This is a genomic window from Paenibacillus alba, from assembly GCF_013204855.1.
Taxonomy (GTDB): domain Bacteria; phylum Bacillota; class Bacilli; order Paenibacillales; family NBRC-103111; genus Paenibacillus_E; species Paenibacillus_E alba.
In genome coordinates, this window is the sequence record NZ_JABMKZ010000020.1 from 15691 (window position 1) to 40812 (window position 25122).

General features: G+C 46.0%; 18 protein-coding genes. 4 read left to right on the forward strand and 14 right to left on the reverse strand.

Annotated features, from left to right (window positions below; all coding sequences use genetic code 11):
- Positions 1 to 143: 143 nt before the first annotated feature.
- Both HQN90_RS22630 and HQN90_RS22635 read right to left on the reverse strand, forming a co-directional pair.
- Positions 144 to 722 (reverse strand): PadR family transcriptional regulator, encoded by a 579-nt coding sequence (locus HQN90_RS22630; protein ID WP_173222887.1) that lies wholly within the window; start codon positions 720 to 722, stop codon positions 144 to 146.
- A 12-nt stretch (positions 723 to 734) separates the two neighbouring features.
- On the reverse strand, positions 735 to 2261 hold the full coding sequence (locus HQN90_RS22635; RefSeq protein WP_173222889.1) for an MDR family MFS transporter: 1527 nt from the start codon (positions 2259 to 2261) through the stop codon (positions 735 to 737).
- Positions 2262 to 2516: 255 nt separating this feature from the next.
- Here HQN90_RS22635 and HQN90_RS22640 point away from each other — a divergent pair, with 255 nt between their 5' ends.
- Positions 2517 to 3419: a LysR family transcriptional regulator gene (locus HQN90_RS22640; protein ID WP_079409721.1), complete on the forward strand. Its 903-nt coding sequence runs from the start codon at positions 2517 to 2519 to the stop codon at positions 3417 to 3419.
- Positions 3420 to 3464: 45 nt separating this feature from the next.
- Complete coding sequence (locus HQN90_RS22645) at positions 3465 to 4271, forward strand: histidinol-phosphatase (protein ID WP_173222891.1); 807 nt, start codon at positions 3465 to 3467, stop codon at positions 4269 to 4271.
- A gap of 356 nt (positions 4272 to 4627) precedes the next feature.
- Here the strand turns inward: HQN90_RS22645 and HQN90_RS22650 are convergent, their stop codons facing one another.
- Positions 4628 to 6940: a bifunctional diguanylate cyclase/phosphodiesterase gene (locus tag HQN90_RS22650; protein ID WP_173222892.1), complete on the reverse strand. Its 2313-nt coding sequence runs from the start codon at positions 6938 to 6940 to the stop codon at positions 4628 to 4630.
- A 195-nt stretch (positions 6941 to 7135) separates the two neighbouring features.
- On the opposite strand from HQN90_RS22650, the gene HQN90_RS22655 reads away from it, so the two are divergent.
- Positions 7136 to 8176 carry a ParB/RepB/Spo0J family partition protein gene (locus HQN90_RS22655; RefSeq protein ID WP_173222894.1) on the forward strand — a complete coding sequence of 347 codons (1041 nt, stop codon included), beginning with the start codon at positions 7136 to 7138 and terminating at the stop codon, positions 8174 to 8176.
- A 7-nt stretch (positions 8177 to 8183) separates the two neighbouring features.
- Here the strand turns inward: HQN90_RS22655 and HQN90_RS22660 are convergent, their stop codons facing one another.
- The 9 genes from HQN90_RS22660 to HQN90_RS22700 form a co-directional block, all read right to left on the reverse strand.
- A complete protein-coding gene (locus HQN90_RS22660) occupies positions 8184 to 8687 on the reverse strand; it encodes a GNAT family N-acetyltransferase (RefSeq protein ID WP_246362777.1) in 504 nt (167 codons plus the stop codon).
- Positions 8688 to 8800: 113 nt separating this feature from the next.
- The gene (locus tag HQN90_RS22665) at positions 8801 to 12061 is read right to left on the reverse strand and encodes a response regulator (RefSeq protein ID WP_173222896.1); all 3261 of its coding nucleotides are present in this window, start codon (positions 12059 to 12061) and stop codon (positions 8801 to 8803) included.
- Positions 12062 to 12191: 130 nt separating this feature from the next.
- A complete protein-coding gene (locus tag HQN90_RS22670; protein WP_173222898.1) occupies positions 12192 to 14351 on the reverse strand; it encodes an EAL domain-containing protein in 2160 nt (719 codons plus the stop codon).
- 20 nt (positions 14352 to 14371) lie between these two features.
- Positions 14372 to 16873: a chemotaxis protein CheW gene (locus HQN90_RS22675; RefSeq protein ID WP_173222900.1), complete on the reverse strand. Its 2502-nt coding sequence runs from the start codon at positions 16871 to 16873 to the stop codon at positions 14372 to 14374.
- Entirely contained in the window at positions 16866 to 17312 is a 447-nt protein-coding gene (locus tag HQN90_RS22680) for a chemotaxis protein CheW (RefSeq protein ID WP_173222902.1), read from the reverse strand. Before HQN90_RS22680 ends, HQN90_RS22675 begins: the two co-directional genes overlap by 8 nt.
- Before the next feature lie 16 nt (positions 17313 to 17328).
- Positions 17329 to 18900, reverse strand: coding sequence for a methyl-accepting chemotaxis protein (locus HQN90_RS22685; RefSeq protein ID WP_173222904.1), 1572 nt, complete (start codon positions 18898 to 18900; stop codon positions 17329 to 17331).
- Between the two features lie 25 nt (positions 18901 to 18925).
- Positions 18926 to 19330 (reverse strand): hypothetical protein, encoded by a 405-nt coding sequence (locus HQN90_RS22690; protein ID WP_173222906.1) that lies wholly within the window; start codon positions 19328 to 19330, stop codon positions 18926 to 18928.
- 512 nt (positions 19331 to 19842) lie between these two features.
- Positions 19843 to 20334 (reverse strand): CYTH domain-containing protein, encoded by a 492-nt coding sequence (locus HQN90_RS22695; RefSeq protein WP_173222913.1) that lies wholly within the window; start codon positions 20332 to 20334, stop codon positions 19843 to 19845.
- A 69-nt stretch (positions 20335 to 20403) separates the two neighbouring features.
- Positions 20404 to 21228: a helix-turn-helix transcriptional regulator gene (locus HQN90_RS22700; RefSeq protein WP_173222915.1), complete on the reverse strand. Its 825-nt coding sequence runs from the start codon at positions 21226 to 21228 to the stop codon at positions 20404 to 20406.
- 111 nt (positions 21229 to 21339) lie between these two features.
- On the opposite strand from HQN90_RS22700, the gene HQN90_RS22705 reads away from it, so the two are divergent.
- A complete protein-coding gene (locus HQN90_RS22705) occupies positions 21340 to 23046 on the forward strand; it encodes a glycoside hydrolase family 2 protein (RefSeq protein ID WP_173222917.1) in 1707 nt (568 codons plus the stop codon).
- 304 nt (positions 23047 to 23350) lie between these two features.
- On the opposite strand, the gene HQN90_RS22710 is transcribed toward HQN90_RS22705, so the two are convergent.
- Both HQN90_RS22710 and HQN90_RS22715 read right to left on the reverse strand, forming a co-directional pair.
- Positions 23351 to 24193 (reverse strand): carbohydrate ABC transporter permease, encoded by an 843-nt coding sequence (locus HQN90_RS22710; RefSeq protein WP_173222919.1) that lies wholly within the window; start codon positions 24191 to 24193, stop codon positions 23351 to 23353.
- 16 nt (positions 24194 to 24209) lie between these two features.
- Positions 24210 to 25094, reverse strand: coding sequence for a carbohydrate ABC transporter permease (locus HQN90_RS22715; protein WP_173222921.1), 885 nt, complete (start codon positions 25092 to 25094; stop codon positions 24210 to 24212).
- Between the last annotated feature and the right edge of the window lie 28 nt (positions 25095 to 25122).

Sequence of the window (25122 nt, forward strand, 5' to 3'; positions counted from 1 at the left end):
AAACTCCCTCAGAACTCCTCCAAACGTAGATATAAGAGCCCCTAAAGGCTCTTATATGCACCAAAAGCCGCTCATTTGTGGGAATAGCAGTCTTTCGGGACTCTTATCTCCAGCCAATTCCCACTTAATTGGAATTACCCAATCTACTCGATACGATCCCAGTCCACTTCCAGCGGGGCATTTCGCTCTTGCAGACGGCCCTCTCTGGCATCCTTCTGCAGCTCTTCCAGCCATTTAAGCTCGCAGAAAGCTCGTTTATAGCCGCCTACCATCATTTGCAGTACAACGCGCGGAACCGAATGAATGTGTTCTTCATACACACTTTTGGTACGCTGCATAATGATTTTCTGCGCCATAATCTTATGTTCTAGAATTTCGGCAATTTTCGCCTGATCGCCATGAACAGTGAAAGGAAGAGCCACATACAACGGGTGGTAATGTTTAATTTCCTCGTGCAGCTGCTCGACCAGCAGTTCTTGAAATTTATTTTTACCGGCTTCCGTAATTTGATAGACCGTTTTCTCAGGGCGATTCGTATCCCGAACGACCTCTAGCGCTTCGACTAAGCCGTCCTTGCGAAGCTGATCCATCGCATAATACAGGGAGCCATCCTGCAGCTTCATGTACGTATGCATGCTTCTTTCTTTCATCGTTTGACGAATATCGTACGTGTGCCGGTTGGCTTCCATCAATAAGCCCAAAATGACAAGCTTCATCGACATCCATGCTACCCCCTAGTGTCCTACAGGCGCGCTTCCTTTGACTGGTGCACTCCCTACCTCAAGTTTAGCATTTCCCATCATAAGAATGAAGATGAGGCCGATGACGGCAAGAACGATGGTTGTTTGGAAGACGACAGCAATCGAATCCGCTAAAGCGACTAGAAGCTTGTGCAGCACCTCTGGCGGAATATTGGCACGAACTTGAGGCTGCAGCAGCATGCGAGCATCATGAAATTTCTCCGCCATGGCAGGATCATTCAGTGAAGCCGTGATGTTATCTCGGAGGGAGTTCACTTGAATGCTGCCGAAGATCGCAACCCCAATCGCGGAGCCAACGGAACGGAAAAAACCAACCAGTGAGGTGACCGTGCCCCGGCGGCGGAAATCAATTTTGTGCAGCGCCGACATCGAAGTAATCGGAAAGCAAGCTCCAATGCCGAGGCCAAGAAGAATCATATAGGTTGTAATTACCCAACGCTCTGAATCAAACGACAGACCGCCAAGCAGAGACGTAGCCACCAACATCAGAGCGACGGAAACCAACATGACATTGCGATAGGAGAACTTCCCGATGAAACGTCCCCCCAAGGCACTGCTGACAACGACACCAAGCATCATAGGTGTTAACGTGGAACCTGCTGTTGTTGCTGAGCCTTCAAATACACCTTGGATGAACAAAGGAATGTAGGTTCCTGCGGAAATCAGCACAGCACCATACGCGAAGCTGACACCCATACTGGAGGTGAACAACCGATTTTTGAACAAATCCAAAGGGATAATCGGTTCCGCTGCATATTTTTCCACCAAAATAAATACAACTAACAGAACGGCAAAGCCGACGAACAAACCGATAATTTGCCACGAATTCCAGGCATACTCTTTGCCGCCAAGCTCCAAGGCAAACATGAGGGATACAATTGCAGCAGTCAATAGAACCGTACCACTCCAATCGATCTTAGCTTTGCTGTGCTCTACAGAACCGTGGTAAGAGAAAATAATTAGGAGTAAAGAAACAACACCAAGTGGAAGATTAATAAAGAAAATCCATTCCCATGTCACATGGTCCGTGAAGTAAGCGCCGATAATCGGTCCCAGTACACTGGACAAGCCGAATACAGCTCCAAACAATCCCTGCATCTTCCCTCTTTTTTCCGGAGGAAATATGTCAAAAATGATCGCAAATGTGATGGGCATCAACGCGCCGCCGCCGATCCCCTGGATGGCACGGTAAATGATGAGCTCGGTCATCGAGGTTGCTGTCCCGCAGAGGGCAGAACCGATCATAAATACAATAATCCCGATAATAAAAAACAACTTGCGGCCATACATATCGGAGAGCTTGCCGAAAATAGGCATGGCAGCAACGTTCGCAATCAAATACGCTGAGAAAACCCAAACGAATTGACTGAAGCCTCCTAATTTGGAAACGATCGTTGGCATCGCGGTAGAAACGATCGTCTGATCCAGAGACGCCAATAAGAGTCCTAGCATCAAACCAACAACCGTCCATGTTGTGTTTGACTTACGTGTTAACGACATGAGGTGAATCTCCTTTTATCTTTTAATTTATATATATAAATTATTATAATCAAATTTGAGTATATAGCAACAAAAAATCACATCTGCCTATCCCATCCCCCTACTGCATCGTAAGTTATTATGTTAGTTTATCCTGAAGCATTGCCGACCCTGCTGCTCCTATCATATAATAGGGTAACAAAAGCTTTTTATGCCCTTTACAATTTCGATAAATTTTATTTCTATCTTAATCTATCCCAAGCAGGAGGTATGCCCATGAATATGAACCAGTTAGAAACTTTGCTCACCATCTCCAAGACGATGAGCTTTCGTAAAGCTGGCGAAATTCTTAACTTGACCCAACCTGCCGTTTCCGCCCAAATAAAGAGTCTTGAAGACGAATTCGGCACAATTCTTATTGATCGTAATCAGCCTGTCACGCTTACGGACAGCGGCAAGCTGTTCTTGGAACATGCAGAGAAAATGCTGCGCATCGCCAGTGATCTCAAACAGCGATTATCCGATTTGCATCTAACTCCGCAAGGCCATATCCATATTGGTACGACAACTTCCATTGCGATGCAGATTTTACCGCGGGTGCTTTCTTATTTCCAAGATCAGTTTCCTTTGATCAAAACGACGATTCATTCCATGACATCCTCCCAAATCATGACCTCGGTGGAGAACAGCCAGATCGATATCGGGATTACTTATTTATTTGAAAAAAACCAAGCTTTAGAAACTTCCGTACTATACTACGACACCTTCGAATTGATCGTTTCCACCCATCATCCGCTCAGCCGTTTTGCCCATTTGTCGATTGAGAAACTGCGCAATATCCCATTCATTATGCTATCGCCGGAAACAGCCGGGCGTCGTTTCGTCGATCAAATCTTCAAATCCTATGACGTTACTCCGCATATTGTAATGGAGCTTTCCAGCAGTGAAGAGGTCAAACGCATGGTCGAACTGAATCTTGGGGTCGCGATCATTTCCAAGCTGTCTGTCGCCGATGAACTCAAACACGGAACCTTGAAAATGGTGAAAGTGAATGAATTGGATATTACCCATCCAGTCGGTGTAGTATATAAGTCAGGACGTTACTTGAACTCTGCGATGCAGCAGTTCCTCCGCGATTTAAAAGGAATGCCGGAAACCCAATTTCTCGGCTCAGAATAAACAAATCTCACTAGGTTCACTTCACATTGTACAGGAGGGTCACATATGAAATTCGATCTACATACTCATCATGATCGCTGCGGGCATGCGCAGGATACAATACGCGAATACATCGAGGCCGCTATTTCCGCTGGACTGCAAGTCATCGGCATCTCCGATCATTCCCCTTACTTCGGGAGTCCGGAAGATCATGCTCAGCCGTTAATCGCCATGGCGAAAAGTGAATTCCCCCGTTATGTTGCAGAAGTTCTGCAATTTAAAAAAGAATACGAAGGGAAAATTGATGTGCTGCTTGGCGTCGAGTCCGATTATTTCCCGGAACATACCAGCATCTATCAACAAGAGTATGCCAAGTATCCTTTTGACTACATTATTGGTTCCGTGCATTTATCAGGTGGTGTCAGTATTTTCAATCGGAACAGATGGAAATCCCTGAATGAAGAACAAAAAATTACGCAAAAAGAAGAGTATTATCGCCTTATCGCCGAATCTGCCCGCTCCGGCATGTTTAACATTCTTGGGCATATCGATGCGATGAAGGGCTTCTATCCCGCTTTCTCGGATATCGTTACTCCCAAAGTGAACGAGACCTTGAAGATTATCGGAGAGTCCGGTGTGGCGATTGAAATTAATACTTCAGGCAAAACCAAAGATGTCGGCGGTTGGTATCCTTCTCACGAAATTCTGGAACAAGCGCTCCACCATGGGGTGGAAGTCACGTTTGGCTCCGATGCGCACATTCCTAGCCGAGTAGCCGATGATTGGGACGAAGTACGCCAAACCTTGAAAGAGATCGGATTTAAGCATTGGGTCTATTTTAAAAATAAACAGAAACAAATCGTCCAGCTTTAGGCTGAAAACCGTGGACTGTTGAAAAAAAGGCGAGGCAGGAATCATCCTGCATCACCTTTTTTTGTTTGAACCCATTTAGCGGGTCTGCTTTGCGTCCTCAACTGTCTAAACGAGTACCGCCTCATCAGTGAAATGTGCGGTTGTATTTTCGTAAAACCTGCGAATATGCATCTTTTGTACTTGGAAATAGCTTCATTTCGATAAATTCCTGCGTTTCTGCATGTTTTTTCGGACATTTCGTACTTTTTAGAGGATGGGACCTAAAATACCTGCATTTTCGCAGGCATTCCCATTTTCCAAACGATTTCGCTGAAAAAGCATGCATTTTTGCAGGCTTTAAACCCATCAAGTGGCATCTATATAGAAAAATCCTTGGCATCTGCGACTAGAAATCCCAGTTTAGGCTGCAGGTTCTCTTGTATGGCGGCAAATGTTTGTTCAGCATTCATAGGACGGAAGAAATAATAGCCTTGTATGTGGTTGCAGCCATTGGCGACCAGGAAGCTGGCCTGTTCCTCCGTTTCAACACCTTCAGCAATAATATGAAGCTGAAACGATGTAGCGACTGAAATAATTGCCCTGATCATCGCTCGATCCTTATCATCCGTTTGAACACCGCGGACAAAGGACTGGTCGAGCTTAATTTTGGTAACAGGAAATCTTTTCAAATAGCTGAGCGAGGAATAATGGGTTCCGAAATCATCCACAGAAATCGCAAGTCCCAATTGGCGCAAACAGCGAAGCGCATCCAGCTGCTCGTCCTTCATGGCTACATTTTCGGTAATTTCCATTTCCAAATACTTGGCTTCCAGCCCGGTTTCCTCGAGTATTTGACTGACTTTATCAACGAAGCGTTCATCATTCAGCTGTTTCACCGAGAGATTGACCGACATGGTTAATGGAGCCTCCATCTGACAATGCCACGATTTCATTTGCAGGCAAGCCCCTCGCAGCACCCATTCCCCGATTTCCACGATCGTTCCAATTTCTTCGGCTAACGGAATGAATTCCGAAGGCGATATGTACCCTTTGGTCGTATGATTCCAACGCAGAAGTGCTTCCACTCCGACAATTTGGCCAAGATGGCAGTCCACTTGAGGCTGATAGACAATTTCCAGCTCTCCGCGTTCAAGCGATTGACGCAGGTGATTTCCCATTTCCAGCTTGGATAACGAATTCATTGCCATTTGCTGATTGAAGAAGCTATAGGAGCTTCCGCTTTCTTTTTTCGCTATATACATCGCGATATCCGCATTTTTGAGCAGGGTTTCCCAGGTCATGCCGCCATTCGGGTATAGGACGATGCCAATGCTGGCACTGATGAAAAAGGCGCGATTCGCAAGAAGGCATGGCGGCTTCAGAACGTCTAAAAGCTGCTCGCAGAAGAGCTGAATGTCTGATTCATCCGAGCAATTATCAAGCAGGATAGCAAATTCGTCTCCGCCGAATCTTGAAAAGGTATGGTAGGTGAGTCCCGAATGTTGAATCCGGTCCACTACCTCCATGAGCATTAAATCACCCATATCATGACCATGCGAATCGTTCACCATCTTGAAATTATCTAAATCAAAGAACAATACAGCCAGAGACGTATGATGAATTTGGCACCATTCAATTTGTTCCTTCAGCATCATCTGGAAGTGCGCCCGGTTATGCAGGTTCGTCAGAACATCATGGTAAGCCATATAGGAAAGCAACTGCTCCGATTCCTGCAAGCGTTTATTGGAGTTATACAGCTCCTGTTGTCCAGCTAGCAGCTTATCATTCATCGATGTTAAACCCTCATTGGCCAACTGCAGCTCCTTCGTTCGATCGTTGACGGCGCGGCTTAATTTATCCCGCTGTCTGCTGATATAGAGAATGAACAGAAGACCCAACAGTAGAACAGAAATATAGGAACTGCGAATGAAGCCTATCTGCTGCCCGATGCTCTGGATACTGCTGGCATGCGGCAGTGCGGCTAGCTCCCATTTATTATCGGAAAGCTGGATGTACGAGAGCATCGGATTTTTTTGAAAGATAGCATCATCCCCATAAAAGGCGGGTTGTCCAGGACTACGAATCGCCATGTCTAGAATGTCTTCAGCGTTGTCCTTAACGCCAGCTTCGTTCAGCAAGCGATCCATATCTACACCGACGGAAACAAAGCCCCAGAAAGCTCCGTCATGATATAAAGGCTTGCGCGCAACCAAGCCATTGTTGCCTTGCAATAATTGAAACGGACCATTGATGGTCATGCTTTTCGTTTGCAAAGCGTGGGCAATCTGCTGCTGCACATTCTCGCGTGGATCATTCAGCAGATCCCAGCCCAGAATACTTTCATTCCCTTTAACTGGGTAGACATATTTCACGACGCCTTTGGGAGCGATAATCAAATTTAGCGTTGAAGCCTGAGCGCCCAGATATAAGAAGGCAATGTAGGTTACGACTTCTTGTTCATCCTTATTTTGCAAATAATTTGCACTCACATAAGCTTCTAAACTGACCATTAAATTAAAATTACGATCAATCACCGATTGCAAAGCCAAGGTTTTCGACGATAATTGAGATTCTTCCGTTACCGTAAGCTCATGCAGCAAGGATTTCTTATACTTCTCCAGCACGAACTCCGACGATGAGACTAATAGGGCAAAAATTAGAGCGATTATCATGTATTGAATCGATTTCATGCTATTCTACTCCTAGGCACTGCACAAGATTTGTCATTTTTCGACATTTGATCTTTCTATTATTTCATTTCAAAAGCACTTGTTGCAATCTTTTTATTCCTCATCGCCTTTGTTGCCGCTAGGATTAAACATTTCCACGATTTGAACCTTGTTATATAATAATGAAAGATGAAATTGAACGAATGGAGACGTACGATGAATATCATTGAAATTCCTATAGCATTAATTGATGAAGACACCGATCAGCCCCGCTATCAGTTTGACGAAGAGGCTCTCCAAGAATTAATGAAAAGCATTGAGGAAATTGGCTTGTTGTCACCGATAAAAGTACGAACAACAGCTGACAATCGCTACAAAATCATTTATGGGAATCGCCGATACAAGGCAAGTAAAATGCTCGGCAAACCGACCATGTCGTGTATTGTATCCAGCGTAACGGATGAATTAGAAATTTATTTGGAACAAATTGCGGAGAATCTGACGCGAGAAGGCTTTTCGCCGATTGAAGAAGCTGAGGCTTTCCATAAGCTCATGAACGATTCCAAGTTCAGCTCCTCGATTAAATACCTTTCGAGCAAGCTGGGCAAGCCTGAATCCTACATCAAAAACAAATGCGATTTATTGAAGTTTGGCAATGCCGTGAAGAAGCTGATCGTCAGTGGAACCGAAATTCGTAAAGACAAGCTAACGGAGGATCAGCTGCTGCCTTTGAAAGATTTGGCGATAGAGCACCGCGATCCGCTTGCTCTAATTGTTGCCCGTGACGAGCTGCCGGTCAGCGATGTGAAAAAGATCGCCAAAATGTTCAAAGATAAAGAGATTTCCGAGAGCACGAAGGGGAAGCTCCTCTACAAATCGGGCCCTGACCTTGTAGAAACGTGGTCTAACTTCCAGAACAACCGCGCAGAGCGAGCTAAACCAACAGCTGCCAAGGCGCCTTCAAAAGCTCAAAAAGCTGATGTCAACGCCTCAGCCATGGTTGCCGCAACTGCGGAGCTGGCCGTGACGGAACCAGCCGCCGTTGTAAACATGACCGCTGTTAGTCCGATTCAATCGAAGCTGCACCAGCTGCTGTCCGCTTTACCGACCACTCCTCTCGAGCTCCAAGACGAAGGCTTGGACATCGAAGGGAATGACCAGACGAAATTCCTTGCCGATGTTGCGACTTTGGTCGAACAGCTAGAAAAACATCTGGATGCCTGGAAAAAAGTACAGGAGCTCGCTGCTTCCAATTAATTGCAATCTAGTCAAGCTTCTTGGCATAGCATTGACGAGGAAGTCCGCCATACATAGGGCGAGAGAATTGCAGGGTCAAGCCTGCTGCTTCTAGATTACGCCGACTTACGGCATTGTCAGGATGCACCGTTGCATACAGGTATAACAGCCCTTTCTCACGGGCGCGCTGCTCTCTCCACTCATGGAATCGCCGCTGAAGGCCTCGTCCCCTGACAGATTCATGGACAATCGACCCTTCCAGCGATCCCACTCTGGTCAAATGTTCCTCGGGCACGCCAAACTCGCGTCCGAGATTGCTATCGCTTAATCCGGGAAATGCCAGTACCGTATAGGCAACCAGCTTCTCATCTTGATAAGCACCGTAGATTTCGCCTTTTTCTTCCACATACTTATACATAGCCTCTATGCGATCCATCGAATAGAGGCTATCGGAAGGAAGACGCGATACAACGTCTATCATCAGCGCTTGCACTTGGGGAATTTCCTGCTGCCACAAACGTTTCAGTTCCAAAAGCAATGCCTCCTTTCCTGCTTCATACGCTGCCTCATCTTATCACTTCGTAATCCTCGTTTTCAACCTAACCTCTGCCAGCGGTGCGGTAATCCGATAATCAGCCGTTATCCTTAACCCGCTTCTTCCGGAATAAACGCCGAAATTCTCTCGATTTCTTCTGTCACCTCGCGAAGGTAGCCAGCGATGTCGCCTTGCTGCAAGAGGGAGGCCTCCAAGGCACAGACTGCTGCATATAAGTCATTGGCCGAAAGACTTCCCGCTACACCAATCAGCGTATGAATGGCACGATTGGCCGCTGACCAATCCTCCTTGCGTATGGATTCGTTCAGTTGGCCAGCAAAGTCGGCATAGTTTCTTTTGAACATTTGCAGCATAACAATAAGGATGAATTCTTTGCCCTCCAACCGTGCAAGCGCCGCTTTCCAATCGATCGCATCGATGGATATATAGAAAGCTGTCCCGCTCGTCTGACTTGGCTTGGTTGCTGCAGCAGTTGCCGGCCCCATCCATTTGCCAATGACACTAAGAAGGCGATTCACATCAAATGGCTTGCTGATGACATCGTTCATGCCAAGACCCAAGTAGCGATCGTGGTCTTGTTTCACCACATTGGCGGTGATCCCGATAATAGGTAGATGTCTATAAGCGGAGAGCTGACGAATATACATGGTTGCTTCGACGCCATCCATAACCGGCATATGGATATCCATCAGAATTAAGTCAAACAGCTCATCATCCAGCTTCTCAATTGCTGCCTTTCCATGTTCCGCTATCGTGATCTCATACCCCCGCTCTTCCAACAGCTCCCTCGCCACTTGTTGGTTAATCTCATTGTCTTCGACCAGAAGAATTCGCCCTGATTTGTTGTCTACAGCTGGACTTGCCGGCAGTATGCTCCTCTGTCCCAGACGCCTAGATTCACGATGCGGATGAAACATGGCATCCAGTGTTTGATGAAGCTCTAAACGGCAAATCGGTTTAATCAGGACAGCATCAGGCCGCGATGCCTTGGGCAGCTTCAGCATTTCTTCTTTGCCAAGCGGTGATGTAAAGCAAATAACCATCGTTCGCTTGCGTTCTATCGACTGAATCAAAGCTTCCCACGTATCTATGCCGTACATATCTTCAATTTCCATATCGAGCAGAACAGCATCGTATCGGTCTTCCCCGGCTTCCTGCCGCTTTACTCGTTCAAACAATCCCTTCCAAGAAGACTCTGTTGACACAATTATAGCAAAGGATTCCAATGTTTCCTGCAAGGCGCTGCTCATCAAAGGGTGATCCTCGACTAAGAGTACTTGATAAGGAGCTTGTTCCTTCGTTATATCCCACTCATCCGGATTCGCTAATTCAATGACTTGAAAAGGCAATGTGAACTGGAAGCGACTTCCTTGACCTTCGATACTTTGAGCTTCTAATGTGCCCCCCATCAATTCAATCAAGTGCTGACTAATCGTTAATCCAAGACCCGTGCCGCCGTATTCCCGGCTGGTAGACCCATCTGCCTGAGTAAAGGGTTCAAAAATAACTGCTAATCGGTCAGCTGATATGCCAATGCCGCTATCCTCAATGATGAATCTGATATTAAGCTCATCTGCGGATGTCAGCGGCTCCATTTCAATTTTGAGCATCACATAGCCTGTAGCCGTAAATTTGATCGCATTGCTGCACAAATTCAGCAGCACCTGCTTGAGTCGCAGAGGATCCCCCAGAATATGATCGGGCAGTTCAGCCGCCGTATTGAAAATCAGTTCAATTTGTCGGCTATCCGATAAGACAGCCAGAATACTGGACAGATCTTTGAGCAGCTCATCCAAGTGAAACCCTGTCCGTTCAACTTCGAGTTTGCCCGCTTCTACCTTGGAAAGATCCAGTACATCATTAATGATGCCAAGCAATGTATGGGAAGATGACTTTATTTTGTGAAGATAGTCCTTTTGATGGTCGGAGAGCGGGGTTTTCCCAAGAATTTGCGAAAGACCGATAATGCCATTCAGAGGTGTTCTGATTTCATGGCTCATTTTGGCAATGAACTGGCTTTTGGCTTGATTCGCTTGATCGGCAGCATGCCGCATTGTCACTTCTGTAAATTCATGAATCGTTCCAACGATCCCCTCCAACTCGCCGGCCGCATTATGGTATGCCGAAAGTGTAACCCGATAATCTCTTCCAGCTCCCTCTAGGGAAGGGATGCTAATTTCAAAACGAATATTCCCTCCTTGAAGCACCACCTCTTGAAAATGAAAATCCCAGCGGATGTGCTCTTTCTCAGGAAGGTATTCGGTCATGCGCTGCCCAAGCATATCGCTTGCAGGAGCATGCGTAATTAACGATACCCGCGGATTGGCCGAACGGATACAGCCTTCTTTCGTGAATCCCAGAATTCCCTCTTGGGAGTTCTCAACGAGGATCCGATAGCGTTCTTCGCTCTCTTGAATACGCCTCTCCGCCTCTGTATGCGCTGTAATATCCGTCGTTGAGCCGATAATTTCAATGACCTGCCCACCTTCGAATACGGGCTGCAGGGTTGTGAATACGGTCTTTCCCCGTAACTCGGTTTCGTATGAAATTTGACTGCCCTGCCAGGCTTCTTCGTATTTGGCTAACAATAACGCGGAAAAGTCTGCGGACATATTGGCAATATTCTGCACATGCTTATCCGTTAAATCTTGCGGATCCAGCCCTAAATTACGCAGTAATTGACCGTCAATCATCGTGTAGACCGTTTGATTGTGTATCTTTTTTAATTTAAAAGTAAAACCGGACTGCAGCCGTAAAATATCTGATAATTCCTGCTGGAAATAGCGAATTTGGCTTCTGAGCTCGTCCGATTTCAAAAAATAATGAATCAAGCCGCCAACGAAAGCCCCAGCCGCCAAATGCAGCAGCAAAGCAGGCATAACGACATCAACGAAGGGCAAATGGTAAACGACAACCATATCCACGAATAAGACAACGATAGGACATACAACAAGCAGAGACCACTTCTTCAAGTAATTTTGCACATAATAGTTCGCTAGCGTACAGCCTGTGAAGATCAAGAACCCAATCAGCGCTATTCTTAGAGAAACCGAAGGATCAAGCATTGATCTACCGATGACCATCACAACCGTAGCAATGAAAGCGGACGCTCCGCCGCCAATAAACGCTGCCATCAGAATGGCAATTGCTTTGAGATCCAAGATATGATTCTCACTGACATGAACCCCGAAAAAAGCTAATGCAACGCCGTATATGCCGTGCATCAGACCCACAAACAAGCGGTATTTCCATTTCGACATGGCTTTGAATCTAGAATTATAGAAAAGCTGGATCGAAACAAAAATAAAAACAGCTAATACCGAAAAGTTGTTAAGCAGGTCTTTGATCACACGATCACCTCTCCCCTCTATTTATTTATTATATGTTGTCGAAAAGTGTCGGTCTATATTGTTTTGCAGTATAAAGATACACAAAAACGCCGCAGATAAATTTCATATCTCTGTGACGGCGCTTAGCGGTTTATTCATCCATATTCACCTGATTCCCGGCAAACTTGGCAAAGATATCCGGAACTTGGCTTGCTTCCACCGGACGGCTGTAGAGATAGCCTTGGACCCTATCGCAGTTGAATTCCTGCAGCAGCTTCAAATCGTTCACATTCTCTACCCCTTCTGCGATCACAACCAACTTCAAATTCCTGGCAAGCGTAATAATCGTATTAACGATTGCGGCATTCGTTGCATTCGTCGAGATGTCTTTCACGAAAGATTGATCAATTTTCAAATTATGGATGGGAAATTCTTTCAAATAACTAAGTGAGCTGTAGCCGGTTCCAAAGTCATCCATGGCAATCTTTAACCCCATGCTCCGAAAGCTATTTAAAGTCGCAATGGCAGCTTGCACATCCATGGTCATGCTTTCTGTAATTTCCAGCTCCAAATACTGCGGTTCTAGACCCGTCTCCAGCAGAATACTATGTATCTGGTCTTTGAGTGAATGATCGTAGAATTGCTTAGAAGACAAGTTAACTGCAATCGTTACTTTAGGAAAGCCAAGCTCCTGCCACATCTTGTTTCTCCGGCATGCTTCTTGCAGCACCCATTTCCCTATAGGAAATATGAATCCCGTTTCTTCTGCAACTGGAATGAATTCCAGGGGGGATACACGGCCAAGCTCAGGGCTTTCCCACCGAATTAAGCTCTCAAATCCAATAATTTGATTCTCAAGCAAGTTAATCTGAGGCTGATACATCAGAATAAACTCGTTTCTCTCGAGCGCTTTCCGCAGATGCTTCTCGATCTTAATTCGACGTTCAATTTTGGCATAAATTTGCGAATTGAAATATTGCACCTGATTCCCGCCCGATTCCTTCGCGTAGTCCATCGCTATGTTCGCATAGCGAATCAAGGTTTCCGAATCCTGATCATCTTGTGGAAATTGACTAATGCCGATCGAAGGGGTCATATATATTTCGTGTTCCAGAATACGAATGGGCTGATTAATGCTTCTGACGATAGTCAGAGCAAATCCTTCAAGCTCGCTCTCCGCTTGGCATTTCACTAGCCCAACAAATTCATCGCTGCCGACACGGAAGACTGATAATTCATCAAAAATGACGATGTTTCGCAATCTGCGTGCAATCACTTGTAGAATTCGGTCTCCTGTATCATGACCAAAGGTTTCATTGGCCAGCTTGAAATGATCCAAATTGATGAAAACAACAGCAAAACGTTCCTGCCTTGCCATTGTTTCTTCCATCCACTTCGTCATGCCATGCCGATTCGGAAGTCCTGTCAGCGGGTCATGATTCACCAAGTAACGGATTCGTTCCTCCATCCTTCTGGACTCTGTGATATCGACGGTCAACGATATAATTTCGGTCACAATCCCATTTCGTTTCATCGGACGAAGCACAGTCAAATAATAATAACCATGCCATTCAGTTTCGAAATCAATCACCTGCGTAGTCTGCTCCCAGACGTCTTGATAAAAGGGCAGCATATGTGCCGCAAGCTCCGGGGGAAATAGGTCATGCGGCTCCTTCCCCAGCGCCTGATCCCTAGTGACCCCAAGCCGTTTAAATAAAGAGCCTTGCCACTCTGTATAGCGGAATTGATTCCCTTCTTTGCGGAATTTCTTGAGCAATCCATTTTGCTGCTTAATTTGCTGCTGCAGCTCATCGTGAAATTGAAGCATGTCGTCTTCCATTTTCAAAAGAAAGGTCAGCATTTCCAAATGATTTTTAATCGACTGCTCTTTGCCCAGTATGCTTGTTTCATTGCGTAGAAACAGCTTCTTGCGCATAGCGGTCTTGCAGCGGACCAGAAACTCCTGTTCCAGCAGCACATTGCGCGTCTTCTGGAACAGTGTTTCCTTCTGAAAGAAATCCATAGCCCCAAGCTCAAGCGCTTTAAGCGTTGCATTGGAGCCTTCTTCTGTATAGCTGCTAAGCATAATGACCGGTACAGGATGGAAAGTCATGATTTGCTGCAAGGCTGTTAAGCCATCCATCTCAGGCATTTCAATATCGAGGGTTACTAGATCCGGCTGCAGCTCTACGATTTTATCCAGCGCATTTGCACCGTTAACTGCGAATCCAACGACCGTAAACTGCTCGTCTTTGCCAAAGAGCATGGCGATCATATTCCTCATGACGATGGAATCATCAACGATTAACACACGGAATGTCCTCATATTTATCACCTCAGCTTCAAGAGCAGACTTTCTCTATCGAAAACTTGAATCAGTCGCTCATCCTTTTTGTAGATGCTTCTTATCATGGACAAAGCGGCTTTATTCTGGGCGACATCTTCATCCAACTCATGTTCATAGACCGTAAGTATTTCCGTTACCGAGTCCACAGCGATGCCGATGGATTGATCTCCATCATGTACAATCAAGACACGGGAATAACGGGACGAAGGCTGGCTGGATAACCCCATTCGGATGCGTAAGTCATAAACAAGCAGCAGCTCTTCCCGGATCTGAATGATGCCAAGTACATGCGGCTTTGCATCAGCAATCTTCGTAATTGGCGGAATAGCCAATATTTCCTGTACATGATCAAGCTGGAAGCCATACCACTGCGCATCTAACCGAATCGTCACAAGCTCTTTCTTCATCGTGTGCTTCCCTTTCATTGCCCGCTCCTTCGAGCCAAAGCGCAGATGAGATGATGTTGATTTCTGCATAATGGCATTGACATCCAGAATAAGGGCAACCAAACCATCGCCCAGTATCGTTGTCCCCGCAATAAAAGGAACATGCCCAACGATGTCATCCAGCGATTTAATAACGATTTCTTGATTCGCAATAAGCTGATCTACAACGAGACAGACGCGTTTATCAGCCATGCCGATCATCAGAATCGACTGCTTGACCTTGGTCTTCTCTACTTGTCCGCTATGACCTGGCGATAATAAGTCATTCAAACGCAGCAGGGGTAAGATTTCACCGCGAACATGGCAAATTTCTTGTCCATGCAGCGTCTGAATTTCTTGTTCGCCATAACGGAAAATTTCAATAATGTTCGAAAGCGGAACAGCAATTGTCCGCTGCTCTTGACGAACCAGCAGAGAACGAATAATGGCAAGGGTAAGGGGAAGCTTGAGGGTTATCGTCGTTCCCCTGCCAATTGCCGTATCAATAGCAATAAGCCCGTTCAGCTTCTCTATGTGCGAGCGAACAATATCCATTCCGACGCCTCGGCCTGATAATTCAGTGACCTGTTCAGCGGTCGACATTCCCGAATGGAAAATGAGAGAAATCACTTCTTTCTCCGTCATATGAAGCGATTCTTCTTCACTAACGAAGCCTTTATCCACCGCTTTCTTGCGAATTCGCTCCGGATCAATGCCCCTGCCGTCATCCTTGATCGTAATCACGATTGAATTCTCTTCATGCGCAGCCATCATATGAATATGGCCTTTTCGCGGTTTGCCTGTCGCTTCCCGATCCTCCGGGCTTTCCAAGCCATGATCAGCTGCATTGCGGATGATGTGTATCAATGGATCGCTGATTTCTTCAATCAGTGTGCGATCTAACTCCGTCTCTTTCCCTTCAATCGTCAAAGCGATCTCTTTATTGGCCGTTTGGGACAAATCGCGAATTAATCGAGGGAATCTGCTAAACAGCTGCTCAATCGGAATCATCCGCGTTTTCATCATGCCATCCCGCATATTGCTCACAATTTTGCCAAGATGATGCGTTATGTCTTCCAGTAGCTGAATGTCCGGATCTTGCCTGTACTTTTCTTGCAAGCGCTTCTTCACTTCGACTAAGCGCGTATTATCAATCAGCAATTCACCGACAAGATTAATGAGATGCTCCAGACGATGCACGTCTACACGCACTGTATGCGAAACAGACGCCGCTTCTTTCGGGGCCGAGGCTGCCGGCTTCGCAGGCAGCTTGCCTGAGCTGTCTGCCCGAGCTGCTGCTGGAGGGCGAACTTCCTCTTGCTCTTGCTCTTGCGATGAAGGCTGGCTGGTAGTGAGCGGCGACACGATGACGTCGGACAATTGGGAAATTCGGTGCATTCTTTCCTGAATCGTGCGGCATTCCTCGTTCGTTGTGAGGATAAACAGGATCGGGCCTGCCAACTCCTCATCCTGACTTGTTTCCGTAAATGCGGGTTGTGTAGACAACACCGTCCCAAGCGTTTGAAGCTCATGAAGCACCAATGTCGCCCGCACAACCTTCATAACCGCTTCGGGTTCTATCGTAATGCGGACAGAGGTTAAATATTGTTCGACCGGGGTGTTCGGAATTTCCGTATGAGCAAGTGCCTCCAGCTGAGCGATCACAGGCGTTTCTGCTCGTGACGTTTGCTCAAGGATGTGAATCAAATGAGCGACTGACTGCTCTTCATAAACACCTTGCAGAAATAACCCCCGCTGATGTTTGATATAATCAACACTTTGAAAAAAGACATTCATCAGGTCTGTGCTGACTTGAATCCGATCGTTGCGAAGGTGGTCAAATATGTTTTCCAAATTGTGCATTAACGCTTTGAGCTTATCGAACCCCATTGCAGCAGATGAGCCCTTGAGTGTATGGGCGATGCGAAAAATAGTTTGCATCGTCTCCGGTTTACTGCCGTTTTCCTCAAGATCCAGCAAACTCTTATCTAGAAGAAGCAATTGCTCGCTAAGCTCATCCAAAAACACGCCCATATACATATCAATATGAAAATCACTCATGGCCTCTCACCTCCTGTATAAAAAGTTCTTGGACATCCAAAATCCCCACAAACCGATCTTCACTTTGCCCGATAGCCTGCAAGTACACCCGCCCCTGATGACCGAACTCTTCAGAGACAGGCTTGGTTTCAGCGAAGCGAATAACTCTGCTCACACCGTCGACAATAAGCCCTACTGTTTTACCCGATAGATTCACGATCATAATGCGGGTTTGTTTCGTATCCGCCTCTGGTCTGAGCTGCAGCATGGACCGCAAGCAATAGATGGGAATGATATGCCCTCTCAGGTTAATCACGCCGCGCAAACGTGGATTCCCTCCCGGCAATACGGTGATGTCATGCATTTTAATAATTTCCTGGATATGCATAATGGAGAACGCGTAATATTCATGCTTAATTTGACATTCTACATATAAGGGGGGAAGTGTCGATGTCGTCATGCATAGCCCCTCTCTCTCACACTTTGAAGTTCGAAACGGACTGATTCAAATCATCTGCTAAGCGAGCCAGAGATTGCGAGGAGCTGGCTGTTTCTTCTGCTGCTGCTGCTGATTGCTGGCTGACAGCTGCGATATTCTGAATATAAGTAAGCACTTCCTCGGATTGGGCGGATTGTTCTTCGCTTGCTGCTGCAATTTCAGACACTTGCTGCGCCGTATTCGCTACCATGTGGACGATATTGTCAAATTGAATGCCTGTCCGCTCGGACAGATCAGCAGCCTCAGATACCGCCTTCACACTCAAATCGGTATTGGTTTGCATGCCTTTAATGATGATGGCGATTTGCTTCGTGGCTTCGCCGCTGCGTTCCGCCAGCTTCCTTACTTCCTCCGCAACAACTGCAAACCCTCTGCCTTGTTCGCCCGCTCTAGCCGCTTCAATCGCTGCGTTAAGGGCCAACAGATTCGTTTGATCTGCGATATCATCGATCACTTCGATAATTTGCCCGATTTTCATGGCATCCTGCTCAAGCAAAGACATTTGCTTCGATACATTCCCCATGGAGGTAATGGATGCTTGCACGGCAACGCCGCCTTCTTTGGCGCCATTTCTTGTTTTTTCAGACATCTCAGCGACGATTTCCGCATTTCTAGCTACAGAATCAATCGCAACCGAAAGCTCTTTGAACAAATGATTCACCGTTTGTGTAGACTCCGCCTGGTGCATGCTGCCTGTGGCAATCTGCTCAGTCGTGGCCGAAATCTCTTCAGCCGCTGCGGCTACGTTCTGGGAGGAAGAGACCGTTTGACCGATTAATGCTCGTAAATTATCCAGCATTTCGTTGAACGATAACGCCAAGGAGCCCAGCTCGTCCTTTGTTTTCACGATCGCTTTGTCGCGCAAATCTCCTGCCGAAGCCTTCGTCACAACGGACAGCAGCGATTGTACCGTTTTTGAAATACTGCCGGACAGAACAAGTGCAACACTGATCCCAATAATCATTGCAATAACGCCCAAAAGTATAATGGTCAGCGTACCCGCTTTATTTTGCTCAACAGCTGTGTCAACTTCCTTTCTCGCACCGGTTTTATTATAATCAACCCATTTGTCGAATAGTTCAGTTGCTTGAATACGGTAAGGTCTGATTTGAACTACGATATCAAAAGCTTGTTTATCCTCATTTTTGAGCGAGTGCTGAATAATGGCGTCGGTTTGATCGGTGTAGGCGTTAATCACTTTTACAATCTGATCATAAATACTTCTTTCTTCCGGAGAATTCACAAGTTCCGCATATTCTTTTAATTCCGCATTTAAATTCTCTTTGCTTTTGTTTATCGTATTCTGTGCGGAAATGATAGTATCCGGCTCCGTTTCAAGAATAATTTGATGAATACCCACACGAACTTCAGAAAAGCTGCTTTTGATCTCATCAATTTTCATAATACTGGGAAGCCAATTGCTCTGCACATGCATCGCGGAAGTCTGAATTGCATTCATTTTCAGGATAGCCACAAGGCCAACTGTAAACGTCAGCGCCAATACAATAATAAAACTAATTAACAATTTCATTTTTATGGTTGCTCTCATGATTCAAAATCCCCCTATAACGTAATTAACTAATATGCATCTGTATGGCAGAGAAAACAAGATCGATGAGTTCTCCCCGGGCCTGATTTAAGAAACCCAACGAGGTTTGCTGCAAATGTTCGATCGATACGCAAGCAGACAGCAGAATCTTATCGGATAAATAATACATAGACAGCTCATAGGTAGATGAGCTATTTTTGACCACATCACTCATATTGGTTTTTTTATAAGACTCGGGAAGTTCAATCGTATAGATCATGTACAAAGATTCATCCCGAAAATGAGTGATTTGGAAAATCTCTTTATACGTAGAATTCGCATAGGAATTCCATCGAAAACCATATTGATATAACAGATCCTCCTCCCAATGGTGCTCGAATTGTTCAATTAATTCGAGAAATTGCTGGCGATAATAATGCTTCAAATCCATGAATGACCACCTCTCAGTAAACTCATCTTACCTAAAAGTTGTTATTTAAAATCTGTTTTAAGTCTTAGCTAAACATTATTTTTCCTAATAATTAGCTAACGCAATCTAACATTTAAACCATACATTTGTTAGGTAACTGCAAGCGGATACATTAGAGACAAAACAACGGAGAGCATCGCTTTAACGCTAAAAAAGACCAAGTTCAACCCATCAATCGGGTCAAACTTAGCCTTTTTGCTTTATGTGTGGGACATGTTTATTCATTCATTTAGGATTAGGCTTGCTATGAATAGCAACTGTGATGGCGAGCGCCGCTAGATAAAAGGCTAGGGGCGTTTGCTTCCGCCTTACTTGTCCTTTATTCACGCCATTTCACTCCTCCCATGGAAATATCTTGATATCCTTTATTAACCAATTGTAAGTACGCTGAAACAGTTTCCTTACAATTGGACCAAGAATAGATTCTCCATTTGGGAGCCGCATCCATTTCTTTCTTCTTTACTTTCCTCTTTTCATTGCTTCTGCAGCTGCACCCACATCGACTTGTTGCGGAATTCTTCCTCTTGGCCCAGCTCTCGACCGAACCAGGAGGGTGCTTCAAAGCGCTGAGCAGCTTCCAAGTCGGGAAACTCAACTTCAACGACCATTAAGTCGACTTGCTTATATTCATCCATTTCAAAATGATATCCTTGATAAGCTACCGTCGTCCGAATCTTCTCCAAGGGGATCAGTCCCGTCCGCTCCAGCAGCTGCTTATAAATAGACTCTGAAATGCGGTATTCAATTTCTTCCCTGACGAGCCCGTTTCCTGATTTAAACGTATGTGTAAAATGGGACGACCCTGCACTATCAACCAGTTTGCGAACCCTGATTTCCTGATCCTCCGAAAACGCCAAATAGGTTTGATAAATGTATTGTTTGGAAACAAGGGCAATCTCTGAACGGCTCAGTTCCTCCGTAGGGAATGCAGGCAATAAAAACTTTTTTTCAATTTCGGCACCCATCGAACATCCTCTTTTCTGCTTCATCATCATTTCATCATCATTTCATCGTCATTTTATCATATTTTGCCGTCAAGTTCCTTTATGCAAGGACCTGAAACGTGCCGGAGAGATCTCATTCCAAGCCCGAAACATTTTACCAAAATGAAATTCATCGGCAAATCCACAAGCATCAGCCACGGCTTTCATAGGTTCTTCCGTTAGGAGAAGCAGTGTCTTCGCTTTCTCATTTCGAATGCGATTTAAATATTCTTTGGGCGAAATCCCCACATGCTGCATGAACAATTTGCGCAATTGCGAGACAGAGATATGGAATGTGCGGGCCAGCTCTTCTAAGCGAAGCGGCCGATTATAGCAGGTTTCCATCCAGAATTTCGCATCATGAAAGGCTTTCAGATACGGATCCATGGATTCGTTCGTATCTCGCATGTAATGGATCAGCCTCGAAAGCAAATATTGAAACTCCGTCTGCCTCTCATGCGGGTCGGCGTTCTGAATAGCTCCTATCTGCTTGAGCTGAGCTTGTATCCACACCGCCTGCTCTTGCACATACGACTTGATAAAGGGAAGTTGCAGAGAATCCACCGGAACAGGCTGCAGCCAGATTTGATTTTCACACGGAATATCCAAAACATCGAATAGCACCATTCGAATATGCAGCGGATGCTCCACAGAGGAGGTCATGGTCAAGGCAAAACCTGGCTTCAAATAGAGAAGGTGACCAGCCTGAACCTGAATAGGCCTATCATCATGCGGATGAGAGAATTCGCCTTCTCCCCCCATAATCCAATAAAAAGAATGGATATCTGTCGTGTTCCGTATATCTTTCCAGCCTGGGACCGGCAGCTTCTCGTAAACCAAACGAAGATGATACATTCTGTGTGACAGTCCCTCCATGGCTCTGCTCCCTTCAAAGCGATTTTGACAAAAACTGAAATTGTTTCTCCATATAAAATAGCCTTCTTCCATGATACGCTTTACTAAACATACATGAAAGGGGATTTTCCTTTGATACGTACTTTTCAACAGCATCAGCTTCGCCGCACTCGGCTTCTCGATGGCCTTTGGGACTTCGCAACAGACCCCAACAATGTAGGGCTAACTGAACAATGGCATACGCAGTTCCCTTCAGCGTCCCGGAAGCTTGTCGTCCCTTCCTGCTGGAATAACGAATTAGGCCTATATGAATATATCGGTGCCGCTTGGTACCGTACCTATTTCGACACGACGCAAGAGACAAACCTGCGTTTGTGCTTCGAAGGCATCCTCCATCAGGCCGATGTCTATGTCGATGGTCAGCACATTGGTGACCATTTTGGCGGCTATACGCAATTTTCGCTGATTCTTCCTCATCTTGCGCAAGGCAAGCATGAATTAATCATCCGAGTCGACAGCACCCTTGACTGGCAAACCCTTCCCACCGATGTTGCGGATTGGTACTCCTACGGTGGAATCATCCGCTCCGTAGAGCTTCAAGAGCTGCCTGACGTTTATATCGACTCTTTGCAAATTGACTATACACTGAGCGGCGACATTGCCGAAGTACAGCTTCAAGTCCAGCTGCAATCACTCAGCCTTAGCGACCAGCCCCTTGTGGTTAACGCGGCTACGGAGGGAGAAACCTTCTCCGAAGCCACCATCCACATTGCAGCGGGGCAATCTTACCAGCTTTCGCTTCACGGAACCATTGCCAACTTCCGCAGATGGGATGTAGGGCACCCTGAATTGTACACCTTCACCATCCGCGCAGGCGAAGATGATCTTACCGATCGCACAGGCTTTCGAACCGTTGAAGTTAGCAGCGGCCAGATTCTGCTGAATGGCAGCCCCCTTTACCTGCAAGGGGTCAATCGCCATGAGGAGCATCCCGAGTGGGGATTTGCTTTTCCACCGAAGCTGATGCTGAAAGACTTGGCCATTCTGCAAGATATGGGCTGCAACATCGTGCGCGGCTCCCACTATCCGCAAAGTCAGTTCTGGATCGACCTGCTGGATGAGCATGGCATGCTTCTGTGGAGTGAAATTCCAATGTGGGGCTGCTTCATGAGCACAGAAACGCTGGCGAGTCCGCTGTTCACAGAGCGCGGTGTTCATATGCTTGGCGAGATGATCAGCCGTGATTATCATCATCCGTCCATCATCTTCTGGGGAGCGCATAACGAAATCGATACCCGAACGCAGGAAGCGCTGGAGCTTACGAAGACATTTGTCAGCAAAATCCGCAGCATGGATGCCAGTCGTCTGGTCACTTATGCGACTATGCATCCGCAGGAAGATATCGTTTTGTCCTACTTTGATGTGATCGGCATCAACAAATATTACGGCTGGTATGAAGGCAGCGTGGACGGGTTCCGTGACATGCTTCAGGATTATTACAGGAATGCCGAGTCGCAAGGAGCTGCAGGCAAGCCTGTCATCATGAGCGAATTCGGCGCAGCCGGCATCTTCGGTGATGCCGGCTGGGAGCCGCGCTTATTCAGCGAAGATTATCAAGCTGATGTCGTGCAGCAGGCGCTGCAGATTTTCCGCGCAGACCCGCGGATTGTCGGCACTTTGATCTGGCACTTCGCCGATATTCGCGTCGACGTGCGCAGCGACCGCCCTTATTTCCGTGATCGGGCGCGGAGCTTCAACAACAAAGGCTTGCTGAACGAGTATCGCAAGCCGAAGCTGGCTTACCGATTGGTGAAGGAGATTTATCGGTCGGAGCGATAAGCCGTGGGGGCGGAAGAGGAACTATGATCCGCTATATGGCAAAAAACAGCTCACTTGTCCATTCAAGCGGAACTACGTTACGCTATTTGGCTGTTTTTCTGCCAAACCGTGATGAAATCGACGAATAGCGGACTCCAGTTCCCTTTCCCATCAAATTCGCGCTTATTTGCCAAAATAGCGTATCGTAGTTCCCTTCCATCCGTAAAGTAACCGGATATCTGTCTTGATCATCTTTGCCAACGTCAAATAGCCTCCAAATCCACCTATTTCGTGGTTTTGGGGGCTTTTCGCTCAGCGAAGCTGACTATCCTTTCAGGGAGCCTGCTGTAATTCCCGAAATAATGCGCTTATTGAAAATCGAAATCACAATAATCGATGGCATTGTAGTCATCACAATGGCGGCAAACATAGGGGCGAAATCCGTTGCATACTGTCCTTGGAAATTCAGAAGTCCAATCGGAAGCGTCATCTTTTTGGCATCGTTGATGAACGTGAGTACCACCAGCAGTTCATTCCAAATACCTGCGAAGCTGATAATCCCTACGGTCATTAACGCCGGGATCAATAATGGCATCAGAACTCGCCCAAATACCCCGTACAGCGAGCAGCCGTCAATAATTGACGCTTCCATAATTTCTTTGGGAATCGCGCTCATAAACCCACTAAGCACGAACACAGCTGTAGGCAGAGCAAAAGCAACATAAATCAGAATCAAACCGATTTGTGAGTTCATCAGATTTATTTTGGAGAAGAAAATAACTAATGGAATGAGCGTTGCTTGCAGAGGAACCATCAATCCGATCATGAAATAAACCAATGTCCCCTTGGATGCCTTCCATTTCAATTTAACAATGGCAAAAGACGCCATCGACGCGAGCAGCAAGACAAGAAGCAAAGTGACCGTCGTAACAAGAACGGAGTTGTAAAAATACCTTCCGGTTCCCCCCGTGAACCATGCGTTGATGTAGTTGCCCCATAACCAGTGAAGCGGAAGCTCCCACGGCCGTTCAAAAATTTCCGGCGTTTTCTTCAGCGAATTGACAATAAGCCAAAACAGCGGATACAAATAGACCAAAGCGCCTATTCCCAAAAATAAATAGATGAGCGTATTTTGCAGCTGACGAACCGGCTTTGAGCTACTCCCCATGCGGGCACCTCCTTCCTTAGTCATCCAGATCCTTGGTAGGAATGATTTGGTTAATAACAAACGTAACAATTAAACACATCAGCAGCAGGATGACAGATAAGGAGTTGCCGTATCCATATTCCATCTGCGCAAAGGAACGCTTTTGCAAATACCCAACCAATGTCTGGGAGACGTTGGCAGGACCACCGCCCGTCATCACATAGATAAGGTCAAAAAACCGTAAAGACCCAATAGAGATCAATATCGTATTGACTTTGATAATCGGTTTAAGCAGCGGAAGTGTAATATGCCACACCAATTTCCATCCAGTCGCGCCTTCCAAGCGGGCAGCTTCAAAGATTTCCTCGGAAATATTTTGAATCGCAGCAATGAACAGAATCATGGTATATCCGATGAACTGCCAGGATACAACGATTGTCACTGCCCACATCACTGTTTGGGGATCAGATAACCAAAGATGCTTAAGTGAGCTAAGTCCAAGACCATCCAACAAGTGATTAATAATACCGATCTGCGGATTATATATAAATGTCCACATCATACCTACTGCGACGCTAGATAAGAAAGCGGGCATCACGAATACAAGTTTAAAGAAATCTTTTCCCCGCACATTGCCCGTCAGGAGTAAAGCCAGAAAAAATCCAAACGGCAGTTGGATGATCAAGCTAGTGGCTAGTAGAAACAGTATGTTGCGTATCGTAACGAAAAACACATCATCATCTGAGAACATCCGGGTATAATTATCAAGCCCTATGAACTTCATTGGATTCAAAACATCCCAATTGTAAAAGCTTAAATAAATCGAGGCGAGAATGGGAATAAACACAATAGCCGAATATAAAAATAGGGCTGGGGAAATAAAAAATGCAATGGTCGAGCCTCTTCTCAGCATTTTATCCATATGCAACCACTCCATTATTGGTTTGATA

What these genes read in the sequence shown, in the direction of transcription:
- HQN90_RS22630 (WP_173222887.1), bottom strand. Translation starts at nt 722, where the DNA reads ATGTCGATGAAGCTTGTCATTTTGGGCTTATTGATGGAAGCCAACCGG.
- HQN90_RS22635 (WP_173222889.1), bottom strand. Translation starts at nt 2,261, where the DNA reads ATGTCGTTAACACGTAAGTCAAACACAACATGGACGGTTGTTGGTTTG.
- HQN90_RS22640 (WP_079409721.1), top strand. Translation starts at nt 2,517, where the DNA reads ATGAATATGAACCAGTTAGAAACTTTGCTCACCATCTCCAAGACGATG.
- HQN90_RS22645 (WP_173222891.1), top strand. Translation starts at nt 3,465, where the DNA reads ATGAAATTCGATCTACATACTCATCATGATCGCTGCGGGCATGCGCAG.
- HQN90_RS22650 (WP_173222892.1), bottom strand. Translation starts at nt 6,940, where the DNA reads ATGAAATCGATTCAATACATGATAATCGCTCTAATTTTTGCCCTATTA.
- HQN90_RS22655 (WP_173222894.1), top strand. Translation starts at nt 7,136, where the DNA reads ATGAATATCATTGAAATTCCTATAGCATTAATTGATGAAGACACCGAT.
- HQN90_RS22675 (WP_173222900.1), bottom strand. Translation starts at nt 16,873, where the DNA reads ATGAGTGATTTTCATATTGATATGTATATGGGCGTGTTTTTGGATGAG.
- HQN90_RS22680 (WP_173222902.1), bottom strand. Translation starts at nt 17,312, where the DNA reads ATGACGACATCGACACTTCCCCCCTTATATGTAGAATGTCAAATTAAG.
- HQN90_RS22685 (WP_173222904.1), bottom strand. Translation starts at nt 18,900, where the DNA reads ATGAGAGCAACCATAAAAATGAAATTGTTAATTAGTTTTATTATTGTA.
- HQN90_RS22690 (WP_173222906.1), bottom strand. Translation starts at nt 19,330, where the DNA reads ATGGATTTGAAGCATTATTATCGCCAGCAATTTCTCGAATTAATTGAA.
- HQN90_RS22695 (WP_173222913.1), bottom strand. Translation starts at nt 20,334, where the DNA reads ATGGGTGCCGAAATTGAAAAAAAGTTTTTATTGCCTGCATTCCCTACG.
- HQN90_RS22700 (WP_173222915.1), bottom strand. Translation starts at nt 21,228, where the DNA reads ATGGAGGGACTGTCACACAGAATGTATCATCTTCGTTTGGTTTACGAG.
- HQN90_RS22710 (WP_173222919.1), bottom strand. Translation starts at nt 24,193, where the DNA reads ATGGGGAGTAGCTCAAAGCCGGTTCGTCAGCTGCAAAATACGCTCATC.
- HQN90_RS22715 (WP_173222921.1), bottom strand. Translation starts at nt 25,094, where the DNA reads ATGGATAAAATGCTGAGAAGAGGCTCGACCATTGCATTTTTTATTTCC.